Source organism: Bradyrhizobium sp. LMTR 3 (genome assembly GCF_001693485.1).
In the GTDB taxonomy this organism is placed as follows: Bacteria; Pseudomonadota; Alphaproteobacteria; order Rhizobiales; family Xanthobacteraceae; genus Bradyrhizobium.
Map to the genome: position 1 here is coordinate 1 of NZ_MAXC01000013.1, position 14,057 is coordinate 14,057.

The 14,057-nt window shown below is 59.9% G+C and carries 11 protein-coding genes and 1 pseudogene; 8 read left to right on the forward strand and 4 right to left on the reverse strand.

Going from position 1 to position 14,057, the window contains the following annotated elements:
* Positions 1 to 123: 123 nt before the first annotated feature.
* Positions 124 to 555, reverse strand: a complete 432-nt coding sequence (locus LMTR3_RS14050; protein WP_065745683.1) for a cupin domain-containing protein — start codon at positions 553 to 555, stop codon at positions 124 to 126.
* Positions 556 to 672: 117 nt separating this feature from the next.
* Between LMTR3_RS14050 and LMTR3_RS14055 the strand changes: the two genes are divergently transcribed.
* Positions 673 to 1,563: a LysR family transcriptional regulator gene (locus LMTR3_RS14055; protein ID WP_065745684.1), complete on the forward strand. Its 891-nt coding sequence runs from the start codon at positions 673 to 675 to the stop codon at positions 1,561 to 1,563.
* Between the two features lie 19 nt (positions 1,564 to 1,582).
* On the opposite strand, the gene LMTR3_RS14060 is transcribed toward LMTR3_RS14055, so the two are convergent.
* Positions 1,583 to 2,362 carry a crotonase/enoyl-CoA hydratase family protein gene (locus tag LMTR3_RS14060; protein ID WP_065745685.1) on the reverse strand — a complete coding sequence of 260 codons (780 nt, stop codon included), beginning with the start codon at positions 2,360 to 2,362 and terminating at the stop codon, positions 1,583 to 1,585.
* A 49-nt stretch (positions 2,363 to 2,411) separates the two neighbouring features.
* Positions 2,412 to 2,900, reverse strand: coding sequence for a tautomerase family protein (locus LMTR3_RS14065; protein ID WP_065745686.1), 489 nt, complete (start codon positions 2,898 to 2,900; stop codon positions 2,412 to 2,414).
* Positions 2,901 to 3,018: 118 nt separating this feature from the next.
* On the opposite strand from LMTR3_RS14065, the gene LMTR3_RS14070 reads away from it, so the two are divergent.
* From LMTR3_RS14070 to LMTR3_RS14100, 7 genes and pseudogenes are all read left to right on the forward strand, one after another.
* A complete protein-coding gene (locus LMTR3_RS14070) occupies positions 3,019 to 3,627 on the forward strand; it encodes a TetR/AcrR family transcriptional regulator (RefSeq protein WP_210184698.1) in 609 nt (202 codons plus the stop codon).
* Between the two features lie 150 nt (positions 3,628 to 3,777).
* Positions 3,778 to 4,356, forward strand: coding sequence for a hypothetical protein (locus LMTR3_RS14075; RefSeq protein ID WP_065745687.1), 579 nt, complete (start codon positions 3,778 to 3,780; stop codon positions 4,354 to 4,356).
* Positions 4,357 to 4,672: 316 nt separating this feature from the next.
* The gene (locus LMTR3_RS14080; protein WP_065745688.1) at positions 4,673 to 5,365 is read left to right on the forward strand and encodes a response regulator transcription factor; all 693 of its coding nucleotides are present in this window, start codon (positions 4,673 to 4,675) and stop codon (positions 5,363 to 5,365) included.
* A 430-nt stretch (positions 5,366 to 5,795) separates the two neighbouring features.
* Positions 5,796 to 6,731: pseudogene (locus LMTR3_RS14085) on the forward strand (sensor histidine kinase); the annotation flags it as partial.
* A gap of 489 nt (positions 6,732 to 7,220) precedes the next feature.
* Positions 7,221 to 8,780, forward strand: a complete 1,560-nt coding sequence (locus tag LMTR3_RS14090) for a metallophosphoesterase (protein WP_084029622.1) — start codon at positions 7,221 to 7,223, stop codon at positions 8,778 to 8,780.
* A gap of 60 nt (positions 8,781 to 8,840) precedes the next feature.
* On the forward strand, positions 8,841 to 10,826 hold the full coding sequence (locus LMTR3_RS14095; protein ID WP_065745691.1) for a trypsin-like serine peptidase: 1,986 nt from the start codon (positions 8,841 to 8,843) through the stop codon (positions 10,824 to 10,826).
* Positions 10,827 to 10,841: 15 nt separating this feature from the next.
* Positions 10,842 to 12,881: a pentapeptide repeat-containing protein gene (locus tag LMTR3_RS14100; RefSeq protein WP_065745692.1), complete on the forward strand. Its 2,040-nt coding sequence runs from the start codon at positions 10,842 to 10,844 to the stop codon at positions 12,879 to 12,881.
* A gap of 516 nt (positions 12,882 to 13,397) precedes the next feature.
* Here the strand turns inward: LMTR3_RS14100 and LMTR3_RS14105 are convergent.
* The gene (locus LMTR3_RS14105) at positions 13,398 to 13,946 is read right to left on the reverse strand and encodes a cupin domain-containing protein (RefSeq protein ID WP_065745762.1); all 549 of its coding nucleotides are present in this window, start codon (positions 13,944 to 13,946) and stop codon (positions 13,398 to 13,400) included.
* Between the last annotated feature and the right edge of the window lie 111 nt (positions 13,947 to 14,057).

The following is a 14,057-nucleotide window of genomic DNA, read 5'->3' on the forward strand; positions in this document are numbered from 1 at the left end:
CGTTGCCAGCCGTGCGCCACGCCATCCTCGAACTCATCGCTCGACTACCGCCGCAGCGATGCCCGCATTGCCGAAAATGGATTTGCAACGAGCGGCGGCGTGAGTAAATCTGCCAAAGTAGTGCTAGTGCGAATGCAAGTCCAGGAACGGCGTGTCATTGGCGCTGACATAGAAGATCACGACCTTGGTCGGCTCGGTGGCGCTGCGGTTATAGCCGGTCATGGCCACCTTGGGCGGTTCGACCATCGCTTCGCCGGCCTTGACGTTAAGCGGTGGGCGGCCGTCGAGTTCGAGCGTGAAGGTGCCTTCGAGGACGTAGACCGTCACCGGAAAGCGATGGGTGTGATACACGGTCTTGTCGCCCGGCTTGAACGTTGCGGTCATCACCCAGACTGTTTGCTTGTCGTCCCTTGGCAATCCCTCGACGACCTGCTGCAGCACCATGTTCGGCTTGGCGATGTCAGGCGCGGGCGCCCCGTGCTGCTGCGCCGATGCGGGATGGCTCAGGCCGAGGCCGGCGAGCAGGGTGATGCCCGGCACAAGATGGCAACGCATGTATCGCTCCTTTCGTCAATCACTACGCTGTTTTCGACGCAGCAGCCTAGGCAGCACGGCCACGCCGCGGGAGCCGCAAGATTGCTAGGGCCCGCTCCAAAAGTGCATAATGGGCGGATGTTCGACTGGAACGACCTGAAATACTTCCTTGCGGTGGCGCGTCACGGCAGCACCATCGCGGCCGGCAAGGCGCTCGGCACCAGCCAGTCGACGGTGCACCGCCGCCTCGAAGAACTCGAACGCAGGCTCGGGCGGGCCCTGGTGACGCGGCAGAACACTGGCTATCGCCTGACCGAGTATGGCAACACGCTCTTGAAATATGCCGAGCGCATCGAGGCAGCGGTCGATGATTTCCAAAGGCGGGCAACCGACGTCGAGCAGGAGCTAAAGGGCGTGATCCGCGTCACCTGCCCCGAGCCGATCGTGTTCCGGATGACGCAGTCGACGCTGATCGACCGCTTCCATGCCCTCTATCCAAAACTTCGCGTCGAGTTCATCACCAGCGACCGCTATCTTGATTTGTCGAAGGGCGAGGTGGATGTTGCGTTTCGCTCAGGCGATACCGATGACGAACTGGTGGGCCGCAAGATCGCCGACTCGATCTGGGCGGTATATGCCAGCCATGGCTACATCGAGCGTCACGGCAAGCCGGAACGCATCGAGGATCTGTCGCGCCACCCGCTCGTCGGTTTCGATGAGACGCTCGCCAACCACCGCGCTGCCAAGTGGCTGAAGGAAGTCGCGCCCGGCGCCAATATGCCGGTGCGCAACAACAGCGTGCTCGGGCTGGTCTCGGCGGTGAAATCCGGTGTCGGCCTCGGCCCGCTGCCGACGGCGCTCGGCGATGCGGAGCCGGATCTCGTCCGCGTTCTCGGGCCCATCCCCGAATTGACCCGAAGCTGGCGGCTCCTGGCCCACCCGGATATCCGGCGCGTCCCGCGTATCGCGGCGTTCTTCGACTTCATCGCGGAAGAGCGCGACTCATTGAAATCGATCCTGACAGGATGAGGGCCGGGCCGCCCCGCGCCTATCTGCCCTGAAATACCGCAGCGCGCCGCTCGATGAAGGATTGAATGCCCTCGCGCGCATCGGCGCTGTTGAGCACGCGCTCGCGGACTTTTGGAATGTAGGCGATGGCGGCCGCCTCGCCGTGCTCGACATATTGAAGGGCCGCTTCCTTGGTGACCTGAATGCCGAGCGGCGCGTTGCCGGCAATGATCCTGGCGAGCGCCATCGCCCGCTCGATTTGCTGGCCGGCTGGCACGACTTCCTGGACCAAGCCGATCTCGCGGGCACGTGCTGCGGAGAATTCATCGCACAGGAACAGATGATACATCGCGTTGCCCCAGCCGGTGCGCGACAGGAAGCGGAAATGCGCACCTCCAAGCGGGGCGATGCCGCGCCTGGATTCCATCTGGCAGAAGCGGGCGTCGTCGGCGGCGACGACGATGTCGCCGGCCAGCATCAACTCGATGCCGATGGTGAAGACGATGCCCTGCACCGCTGACACGATCGGCTTTTTGCAACGCTTCTGCAGACCGAAGACGTCGACATTGCCCTCCCTGAAATTCCGCTTCTCGGCGTTGGGGCCGAAGAATTTCGGCATGTCGAGGCCGGCGGTGAAATCCTTGCCCTCGGCGCAGATGACGCCGACCCAATAGTTGTCGTTGTTGTGGAGTTCCGTCAGCGCGTCCGACAACTGCTCCATCATCGCAGGCGAGAACGCGTTCTTTTTGGCGGGGTTGTCGATGATGATCTTGAAGATGCGATCATGGATTTCGGTGCGGATTGTTCCTTCGGGGCTCATGATCTTCTCCGTTCCTGATTGTCTCGAATGCAGTGGGAGGCGTGCGCGTCTATCGCTCGTATTTGACGGCGAGTGCGGTGCGGATTGCCGCGGCGCGTTCCGGCGAAAAATGCGATGCGCCATGGTCGAGCAGGTCGAGGAACGACAGCACGCCGCCGCGCGATCCCCAGCTTCCTTCCTCGATGATACGGAAATTGATCCACCAGGCCGGCGAGGGCGTCTTCATCCCGCAGGCCTCTGCCAGCGCGGCGTGGATGTTGCGAATGACGGTAGCGCGATCCTCGCGTGTCCAGCAGCAGTCCATCACCACGACGTCGATCAGCATGACGTCGCTCGGTCTGTCTGAAAGCAATTCGCCGCCATGCGCGATCATGTCGAGCGGGCGCTCGACGAAATGCACCTGATAGCCAAGACGCGCTTCCGGCGTGAGCTTGCCGACTTCCGGCACCAGCACCGCGTCCGTCAGCGTCTTCGCCAATACACGGCGCTGATCGGCATTCAGCCGCCCTTGCGGCGTCATCACATGGATAAAGGTCATTACGCGCCTCCCGGTTGCGGCATTCTCCCGACTATGACGACTGTCATAGCTCCACATTGGGCTGGCTATGTCAAGTGTCATATTCTAGGATGAGCCATCCGACCGAAAAGGATCTCCGATGTCAGATACCCGCGCAAAGATGGTGGCAGGCGCCGCCGACCTGATGAGCCGCCGCGGCGTCAATGCTACCAGCATGCGCGAGGTGGTCCGCCACACCGGCACGCCGCGGGGATCGATCGGCCATCACTTTCCGCGTGGCAAGCAGCAGTTGATCGAGGACGCGCTGGCATTTGCGGGTAAGCAGGTGAGCGGGCCGCTGGAGCATCTGGTCCAATCGCGTGGCGCGATTGCAGGTCTGCGCGCCTTCATCGCGCTGTGGCGTCAGACGCTGGAGAAGTCCAAGTTCCAGGCCGGTTGCCCAGTGCTCGCGGTCGCGGTCGAGCAATATGTCAACGATGCGACGGAGAAGGACGGCGCGCCGGACGAAGCCGCGCAACGGCATCTGCTCGATCTTGCCGATGGCGTGTTTGCCGATTGGCAGCGCATCATGTTTGCGGCGTTGCGCCGCGAGGGCGTAGCGCCCGCGCGCGCGCGGCGGCTGGCGGCGCTCGTCATCGCATCGACGGAGGGAACGGTCGCGATGTGCCGCGCCGCGCGCAGCGCCCAGCCGCTTGATGACGTCAGGCAGGAACTGGAACTGGTGTTGTCGAGCGCACTGTCAAGGTGAAGCCGATCTCTGCAGCAGAGCGGCGAAACTAACTTCCGTGTCAGAAACTGTCGCATTGTTCATTCGAGACCACTGGATCATTTTGGGCTCCTGGTCGTCTTCCTCTTTGTTGCGACGTTATGGTCGCTGCAATCAACACGGAGGATTGTGATGAACAACAAGCTTCTTCATTGTCTCATCGCCGGTGCGATGGCTACGACGCTTGCTGTTGCCTCACCCGTGCTCGCGCAACGCGGTGGCGGTGGCGGCGGCGGCGGCGTGTCGGCCGGGGGGGCGGGCGGCGGCGGCATGTCGGCCGGCGGGATGGGCGGCGGCGGTGGCATGTCTGCCGGAGGGGCGGGCGGCGGTGGTCGCGGCGGCGGTGGCATGTCTGCCGGTGGAACGGGTGGCGGCATGCAGGTCGGCGGCACGGGCGGCGGCATACGAGCGGGAGGAACAGGTGGCGGCATGCATGTCGGCACCGGCGGCGGCACGCGAGCCGGCGGCACGAGTTTCGCGGGCAGCCGCTTCGCAGGCAGCTCGGGCAACCGCTTCGCGGGCGGGCATTTTAGGCATCCAGGGTTTTCCCATCACGGCCGATTCCATCACCGGCACCACCACCACCACCATCGCTTTGCGTTCGTTGGTGCGCCCTTCGCCTACGCAGCCTACGACAGTTGCTGGCGCAGGACGTGGACGCCATACGGATGGCGACGGGTCAATGTCTGCCGCGCGTACGGCTACTACTGAAGCGCGAGCGGTTGATGGAATACCGCTGCTATCTTGATCTGGCGGGTTGCTGGAGCAACATCTGACGCGTTGGCGGACTGTACCGCGTCCCATCGCTTCCGTGTCGTGAGCTAGGATCCAGACATAGTGATGGTCGTCACTGGAACATTCGGGCTGAACGACAGTTCAGGTCCGGCTGGTGACGATCATCACCTATTCATGCCACCGTTAGATTGCGCAAGCTGTTGCAAATGGAAGTCCCCTTGCGGTTTCCAGTTCCAGTTGGAGCGAATTCCGCTCTTGGCCAATCATTTGGCCAGTCATTCGGAGACGGACCATGACGGGAGGCCATCGCCGCATTCTGGTCGTTGAGGACGATCCGGAAACCGCCGGTCAGCTCGTGGAATCGCTCACGACCAGCGGCTACCATGTCGATCTGGCAACCAGCGGTAACGAGGCGCTGAGCCGCGGCGCCGGTGGCGACTATGCCGTCATCACGATCGACCGCATGCTGCCGGACATCGACGGGATCGCGGTCATGCGTCAATTGCGCGACGGCGGCATCGCCGCACCGGTGCTGATCGTCAGTGCGCTCGGAGAAGTCGACGATCGGGTTCGCGGCCTGCGCGCCGGGGGCGACGACTATCTGGTCAAGCCTTTTTCGTTCGTCGAACTGCTGGCGCGCGTCGAGGCGCTTGGCCGGCGCAGCGAGACCATTGTCAAAGAAACCATCTTGCGCGTCGGTGATCTCGCAATCGACCTGGTATCGCGGACCGCCAGCCGGCGGGGCAAGGATATTGGGCTTTTTCCCCGGGAATTCCAGCTTCTTGAGTATCTGGTTCGCAACGAAGGCCGCGTCGTGTCCCGCGCCATGCTGCTGCAGCACGTCTGGGATCTTCATTTCGATCCCTCGACCAATATTATCGACGTCTATGTCGGGCGCGTACGCCGCAAGGTCGACGACCAGCAAGCCTATCCGCTGATCCACACGGTTCGCGGCATCGGGTATTGTCTCCGTGCTCCTGGTTAAGACCCTCAGATCGTCGACTTTCAAGCAGGCGCTGATCGCGATCGGGACATTCGGCATGATCGTGTCGGCGCTTTTCACCTATGTCTACCTGTCCACCTCCTCCTATGTGCGCAGCCGGTCGGACCGCGGCATCATGACGGAGTATTCGAGCCTTGAAAGCGCGTACGAACGTTCGGGGCGCGATGGCCTGATTGCCCTGATCAAGCAGCGGATCGCCGAGAAGAGTTTTGCGGACAACGTCTATATCGTGGTTGATCCTTCCCTGGCCGCGCTGGGCGGCAATCTCACGGCATGGCCATCGACGGTCACGGCCGCCCGGGGATGGACGGAGTTTCGTGCGGGCGAACCGTTGCCCCACGCGACAAACCGGCCGCTGGTGCGAGCGATGCTCCAGACATTTCCGGGCGGCGACCGTCTGCTGGTGGGAAAGGATATCAGCGATCTCGACCGCTTCGCCGACCAGATCAAAACGGCCATGATCTCGGTCGCCGCATTGCTGTTTGTGGTCGCGGGGGTAGCCAGCGTCCTGGTGACGCGCCGGACGGTGGGGCGAATCGAATCGATCAACGCGACCAGCCGGGCCATCATGCGGAGCGGCCTCGACAAGCGAATTCCTCTCCGCGGCAGCCATGACGAATGGGATCGCGTTGCGGAGAACCTCAACCTGATGCTGGACCGCATCGAAACATTGATGGGGGAGGTCAGGCAAGTGAGCGACAACGTGGCGCACGACCTGCGGACGCCGCTGACGCGAATGCGCGGACGGCTGGAGAAGGCTTATCACGCCCAGCGTATCGGCGAGGACGACCAGATCCTGATCGGCGACACGATCGCCGACCTCGATGCGGTTCTGCGGATATTCTCGTCGCTCACGCGGATTGCGCAAATCGAGACCCAGGCCCGAAAGGGCGCGTTCCGCACCGTGAATCTGGTGGAAATCGCCAGCGAGGTTGTCGAGCTGTACGATGCCGCGGCCGAACAGGAGGGCACCCGTCTCACCGTCGTCGGCGATCGCCAGGTGCTGGTGACCGGCGATCGCGATCTGATCTTCGATGCCATCGCCAATCTCGTGGACAATGCGATCAAGCATGGCCGCGCCGGAGGCAAGGTCGTCGTCGCGAACGAAAATATCGATGGCAGGCCGGTGATCTCGGTCGCCGATGACGGGCCCGGAATTCCCGCCGGCGAACACGAGCAGGTTTTCAAGCGCTTCTACCGGCGCGAACACTGCCGCTATACGCCAGGAAACGGTCTGGGGCTCAGCCTGGTCGCGGCCGTCGCCCGTCTTCACGACGCGCGGATCGAAATGCTTGATAATTTGCCGGGTCTCAAGTTCAAACTCTGGTTCTCCGCACCAATCCGTTAGCCGCGGTCGTGATGTGCCGCGCCGCGCGCAGCGCCCAGCCGCTTGATGACGTCAGGCAGGGCTGGAATTGGTGCGATCGAGTGCGCTGGCGATCGAAAAGCCGTGACAAAATGACACGCCAGACGTGTGTGTGAAATAGTTCACTTGTCGAGGTTCGCTTCCCGTACAAGGATAGAAGGCGCGAATGTGCAGCGTTGACAAGCGCTCCGCGTAACGGAGCCTCGCCTGTTCCATTTCCGTTGGAGTGTTCATGGCCGGGGAGCACCGATGATCAATCGAACTTGCTTTTCTGCACTCTGCCATTTCGAGCACGCGTGCAAGCTATCCAGCGCACTTCAGACTTAGCTCTGAGCTACGGCTTTCTTTGTCGCGTCCTTCGTCTCGCAGGGCGCACAACTAGGCGTTGACGTCCGACCTCTTAATGGCGCAAGATAGATGCGCTTCTTGATCGTTATTTAGCTTCTTGGTCGCTGTTTATATGAGGGCCAAGTGCGTAGTATTTTTATCATTTCTGATTTGCATCTCGGCGGGGATTACCCGCACCCGCGCGGATCGGGCAAGCGCGGCTTCCGGCTGTGCACCCGCGCCGATGCAGTTGCGCAGTTCGTCGATAGCCTTACGCATAAGTTCGCGCAGCAAGGACCAAGCGAACTGATCCTAAACGGCGATTCGGTCGACTTTCTGGCCGAGCACGAGGAAAGGCCGAATACGTGGTCTCCTTTCACAAGAGATCCCAGTCGGGCAGTTAAGAAACTCGAATCGATTGTCCAGCGGGATCAACCCGTATTCGATGCCATCGGGCGGTTTCTCGACAAGGGAGGCCGTCTCGTGGTGCTGCTCGGAAATCACGATATCGAATTGAGCTTGCCTGCGGTGCGCGCCGCGTTCCGTCGTGCACTTGGCGTCAAGGCAGGCCATGATTTCGAATTTCTCTATGACGGCGAGGCTTACATTGTTGGCGACGCGCTGATCGAGCATGGCAATCGCTACGACGACTGGAATCAGATCGATTATGACGCCCTTCGTCATGTTCGCTCGATCCAGTCGCGCCTGCTGGATGCGCCCGATGAGCATATTTTCATCCCACCCGCCGGCAGCGAGATGGTCACCGAGGTCATCAATACGATCAAGCTCGATTATCCGTTCGTGGATCTGCTGAAACCCGAGACCGCTGCCGTGGTGCCGATGCTGCTCGCCCTCGAGCCGGGTTTTCGCTCGCGCCTTGCCACGATCGCCCTTCTCTACAAGCGAACGCGCAGTCATGGGCTCGCAAATGCGGTAACCCCTAAATTCGGCGGCGACATTCGATCCGAGCAAGTCATAGGCGTCATCCCTGGCGAAGATATCGGAAGCCGCACTGGCGCGGATGAGGACGGATTCGGTGAGGAGATCTCGGCGGACGGAAACTCAGCGCTGCATATCGGACGATCCGAAAAGGACGCCGCGCTGAAGGAAACGCTCCAGGCTTCGTTGGGCAGCGAAGCCGAACAGTTTCTCCGTGACCTCGACGCGGAAGTCGCCGAAGCCGATCCGCTTGGTCAACTCGGGGGCGAAGTCTCGGCGTCCGATACCGTCAGCCGGATCTACGGTTTCGCGGCTCTTTTGTTCGGACGCACATCTCAACCTTTTGAGAAGCGACTGCCCGCCTTGCTCAGGGCCATGCGCGGCCTGCAGGATACCGACACGTTCGACCTCGGCACGGAAAGCGCGAAGGAGTACCTGAACGCTGCGCAAATGCTCTCCGATCGCGGTGGCTTCCGCTATGTCGTGTTCGGCCACACCCATCAAGCCAAGCGCGTATCCCTGGGGGACGGCCGTTTCTATTTCAATGCCGGCACATGGGCTGATGTGCTGCGGTTCCCCAATGAGATTTTGAAGTCGGAGGCCGACGCGTTGCCTGCCTTGCGGACATTCGTTGCGCAAATGAAAGCCGGCGACTTTTCCGCCTGGACGTTGTTTCGCCCGACCTACGTTCATCTCGAAGTCGGTGACGACGGCAAGGTTTCGAAGGCCGAACTGCTGACGTTTTCGGAGGCCGCAACGTCATGAGCCCGTGCGTTCCCAACGCGTTCTGGAACACCGGCCCCCCGCGCTTGTCGGACAGTCCCCATGGATGAATTTCGCGACGCGATCGCCAAGATTACCATCGAAGGCACGAACGTGCGCGGCACGGGTTTCCTTGTAGCGCCCGATTTGGTGGCAACTGCGCTGCACGTGGTCGCCGATCGCGGCACCGAACCACCGACTTTTTTTCCGGGCACGATCCATCTCGAATTCCGCGGCCACAAGACTGCCGCCGAGGTGATACCCAATAAATGGAATCTGGACGCGGACTGCGTTCTGCTTCGATGCTTTGATCCGGGGCCGTTGGCCGCCTATCCAGCGATACCATTGCGCGAACTGAATCATTCCGACGATTTGTTCAAAACGCGCGGCTATCCCGACGCACAGCCGATCGATGGTATGACCTGGGCTGGCAAGGTCAGGGATCACGCGGCGCGATTAACCAATTTCTACGCGATGCGGCGATCTGCATACGAGCCGGTCCTGCAACTCTTCTGCGAGGAGGCTGGTGCCGGCACCGGTGCCCCTCCGAAGGGCCTCTCCGGCGCTCCGATCATTGTCGGCAGCGCGGCCATCGGATTGATGCGCTTCGCTCTGATGCAGGACGGTCGTGCAGTCGCCGCCACACTCTATGGCTGCAGCGCCAGGGACATCGTTGCGCTCGATCCCGAAAAGCTCAGCTTGCGCCTGCCGCTTGCGCCAACCGTCCTTCTGACACCGGAGCAGATGGCGCGATTGGCGAGATTCCTGATCACCGCCTTTGCGAGCAACCTCAATGGTCTGCGCCGCACCGTGAGGTTTTCGCTCGGCGTTGAGGCTGAGCGCAGTGTGACGCGAGCCAAAGACGTCGACGAATTCGTGTCCACGCTGCTGCCGACGCTGGCTCAACAAGGCCCGGGCATGATCAGCGTACTGTTGCGCGGCTCCATTGCGGCGCATCCGGCGGACCAGGATCTGTGCGCTTTCGCGAAGCAGGTTTCGCCTTACGCGCTGCAGCCACTGAATGATGATCGGGACGTTCAGGAAAAGCATGATCGCGAGTTGGAAACCAAGATTGAACGCGCGCTGATAGACCTGAACCGCATAAGGCAGACGCGGGACCTCCATCACATCATGGCAAGCTACCGCCCCGATTTTGAAAAGACACGCCAGCAGATCGTCGTCCTGGCCAAGTACAAGGAGCTGCATAACTGCCTGCACGAGCTCCAAAAGCGGCTCAATCAGATAGCCAACAACGTCACACGCCTCAAATCGGGTGACAATGTTCGGCCGTACCTGAGGGAAGATGCAAATTTCCTGCGAAACTTGGCCAGAACAGCTCGCAACCAAACCGTGAACCTTCCGGCCGCGGAAGACGAGCAGGACTGGATCGCTGAGCTTGGTGCCTGCGCCGAAGACATGAAGGCCGCGAGCTTGGCAGTGTCCGTCATCGACGAAAATGTTCTGCTCGTTCCCGACCGCCTCACGCACCTTTTGCCCAAAGCTTCGCACATCAACAGGGAGTTGGTCGACAGAGCAAAGAATGTCGGCCTCAATAATTTTGCCGAAACAATGCGCCTGGTCGAGCAGCAACTTGGCGCAACCATGGCGGAGAATTCCTTGAATCGGCTGCGCGAGGGTACGCTTTCAGTCGGCAGGCTGCGGTCACGCCTTGCGGGCCTGGTTTCCGAGCACGACGAATGGCAATCACTCAATACCGATCTCGAATACACCAAGAGCCAAAAGAAGATTCAGCCCCAAGCCAGGTTTTCGTCCTGGCCGCAGTTCAGAGCCAAACTCATCGGGTTGTGCGAAGCGTTTCCCCAGGAAGAGTGGTCGATCGAATTGAAGGCAATGATGAAGCCGTGGATGGCCGACGATCCGCCGCCCGAGCCGCAACTACCGACCAATATCTGGAAACTCAACGAGGACTTCGACGCTTTCTACAAACAGTGCGTCGAGCGCTTTATAGAAGTCGACCATGAGCTGAACGAGCTTTGCAAGAAGGTCGCGTCGTTTGAGACACCGCTTTACTCTCTCCTGAACGAATAGCCGGATCTGACCGCAATGACCATGACAGCGAATGAAACTCAGCCTTACGCCTCGCTGAAGGTCCTTGAGGACGCAAGCGATGCGTTGATCGCAGACCTTCCCGAAGATGAGCTTTCAGTTTCCGATTCGGACTGCGAAGCGATTGCCGAGCGGATAGCGCATTTCATCGATCGAGCTACGATGACCGGTACTGTGCTGGACGCACCGGACGATCGAAAGGCCGCGCAGGCACTCGTCGACTTTTGGCTGGCGAAAAGCTACGCAATCCCCCGCGAATCTCGCACCAAGCAACGGTCGTCGATACGAGCCAACACCTTGCTGAGGCCCTTTGATCTCGCAGCGGTGACGGTCACGGTCGCTGAGGGCAAGAAGGTGCTGGCTTCGCTCAGCCGGAAAGATGACGATGAAAGTAAGAGCTTCCTGCGCCAAATTCTATTGCGTGTAGCTCCTTCGCTTAACGATCATGTCGCCGGCTACTATGACCTCGCAAAACGGATGCTGCTACGCACAGTTCGTATGTCAGAGGGTGATCGCACATGCAAGCCAGTGGCAGTCAAGCGCAATGACCTTCTCTTGCTGGGTGAGCGGGCGAAGGAGGTGCTTGATACCCTTATCACGTCGGGCGTTCTGCGCGTCGAACCCAAGGAGTCGGGGGATTTAATCTCGCTGCGGTATGGAGCGATGATACGTGAGTGGGATGCGTTGCGGGCGCTCATCGGTAGGCGCGTTGCTTTTCGCGATGCAGTGATGGTCTGGGCCCAACGGGCACGCGCCAAAGGCGCGCTGATACCCGTCAGCCTAGCCGATCAGGCACTGGCTGACTACGCCGACCTGAGCGCGCTGGAACGTGATTTCATCGCAGCCAGTTCGTCGCATAGCCGCCGCAAGATCATTGCCTTGGCGATTGTCTGCGCCGTTGCAATCGGAATGTTAGGGTACGTCTTGGACCATCTCTTATATCTGAAGCGGGAAGCTGATAGCGAGGCGTTGGCACGGGTTGCAGTTTCGGAGGATGACCCGCGCAGGGAAGAAGCCATCCGGACGTTGGCTTTATACGGCAAGCCACTCAGGTTCCAATCGCATAATCTAAAAAATCTTGATCTAAATAGAATATATGCTGGCTCTAAGCCACCCGCGATTGCGGAGTTTTTCAAGTCGGCAATTTTCCGAGTAAATTTCACAAGCGCGACCCTTCCGTATGCTTCGTTTTCTCAAAATTACATTCGTGATGTGAAATTCCGGGGAGCAAATTTGACTGCGGCGCGATTTGACCAAGCGGTCATCACCCAAACGGATTTCTCCGGCGCAACGTTGTATCGTGCCATTTTCGACAATGCACAATTTGACGACGTCAATTTCTCAAACACCGACCTTCGGTCCACGTCGTTTCGCAACGTCGGGATAAATGGTGAACTTACTTTCACCGGCACGGCGTGGTGGCTTGCCTTTGGCTGGACCCTTCCTCAGTTCGAAAAATTGGCTGCTCGATATGGCGATCCAAATATGAAAGAAGCCGAAATCTTCAAGGAAGACATCAAATCAAGAATGGCAGAAGTCGACAAAGCAAGCGTCCCGGTATGGCGCGTGCAGGCGTTGAACGACGTTGCGTGGACGTACACCATATACGGTGCTGATCGGGAAATGGCCAGGGAATACGCGCAAAAGGCCTTAGATGAGCTCAAGACAATCCCGGAAAATCGGAAAGCTTGGATCGACGACAATCGCGCGAATTTTACAGATACGATCGCATACACTTTCCTGCAGGAACGCCAACCGGCAAGGGCCGTGAAATTGTTGGAGCAGCCCGGAATCCTCGAGACTCTACGCGGTGACTTGATATTCAGATATGCCGTCGCGTTGCACGCGCTCGCGTTGGAAAAGAATGGCGACGAGAAGAAAGAGCTCGATCAAAAAGCACTAACTCACCTGGAATTTTCACTTCGAGATCGCAATTACGTGCCTAGCCACGAACTCTATCTTCTACGTCACTACATAATGGATAAGGATGAATTCAAGGCAAAGCTGGCTACCCTCCTGAACCAAGAGGCGAATTGACGACTATCAACAGAGATTCGGCAGGTTCGTAGCTTGGGTTTAACACCTTCCGCTGCAGCCGGCGACGGCAACTGTTGGGTTTGCGACCAAGCTGGCACCCGCCGCCAAACCGGCCAAGGCCAACAACCCAATTCCAAAAGCAAATGCGCGAATATGTTTCATTGAACTCTCCTACGCAGCAATGGTTGTAAAAGTAACATTGGGCCCGTCTTGGCACAATATTGCGCTGTACATCACCCGTTTGTTCGCGCTCAAAGCGTCGTTCCTTTTTGCGCCGCAACCCTCGCATGGACAGTGTTCTGAGCCCTGACGGAGCCGCTCTGCACAGTACGGCAACGTAGCGCACCTCGATCAGACGTTCTGTGACCTGCTTCACTTTCCCAGGGCCCCCCATGACCGCAATTGGCCCCAACCCGGACATGCCGGTGGCGGTTCCGAGGTCCGCTTCCGAGCCAAAAACGAAAATCGCGCCGGTTGCAGCGCTATAGCGTATTCATGAGTGTACGCCCTTGCCGCTCAAAACGTCGGCGGCGTGCAGGCGCTTATCACTTCGCACGGCTTTCCGCCGACGCAGCGAAAGCGGTGCGGGCGGCGGCTTTCGAAATAATAGGCGTCGCCAGGGTCGAGGATGCGGCGTTCGTCGTCGACCGTCACCTCCAGCCGGCCGCTCACCACGATGCCACCTTCCTCGCCGTCATGGGTTAGCGGCACCCGCCCGGTGTCGCTGCCCGGCTCGTAGCGTTCTTTCAGGATTTGCAGCGCGCGGCCGAACATGGTGTCGCCGACCTGGCGGTAGGAGATCGGCTGCTTGCCGATCTCGGTCAGCTCGTCGGAGCGATAGAACGCCTTGCGCGGCCGCTCCGGCTCGATCGCGAAGAATTCGGCAAGCCCCATCGGCAGGCCGTCGAGGATGCGCTTCAGCGCGCCGACCGAGGGGTTCATCTGGTTCGATTCGATCAGCGAGATCGTCGAATTGGTTACCCCGGAGCGCTTGGCCAGCTCGCGCTGCGACAGCTTGTGGCGGGCCCGGACGAAGCGGAGTCGCCCACCGATATCGACGCTCATCGAAAATCCCTGTTGCAGGTGTTTCGGATCGAACAAATATGCTCCATTCATGCTAGTAAAATCAATGGGTTGCAGGAGCGCAGAAAAGGACTTGTTATGGCTTCCCGAGCG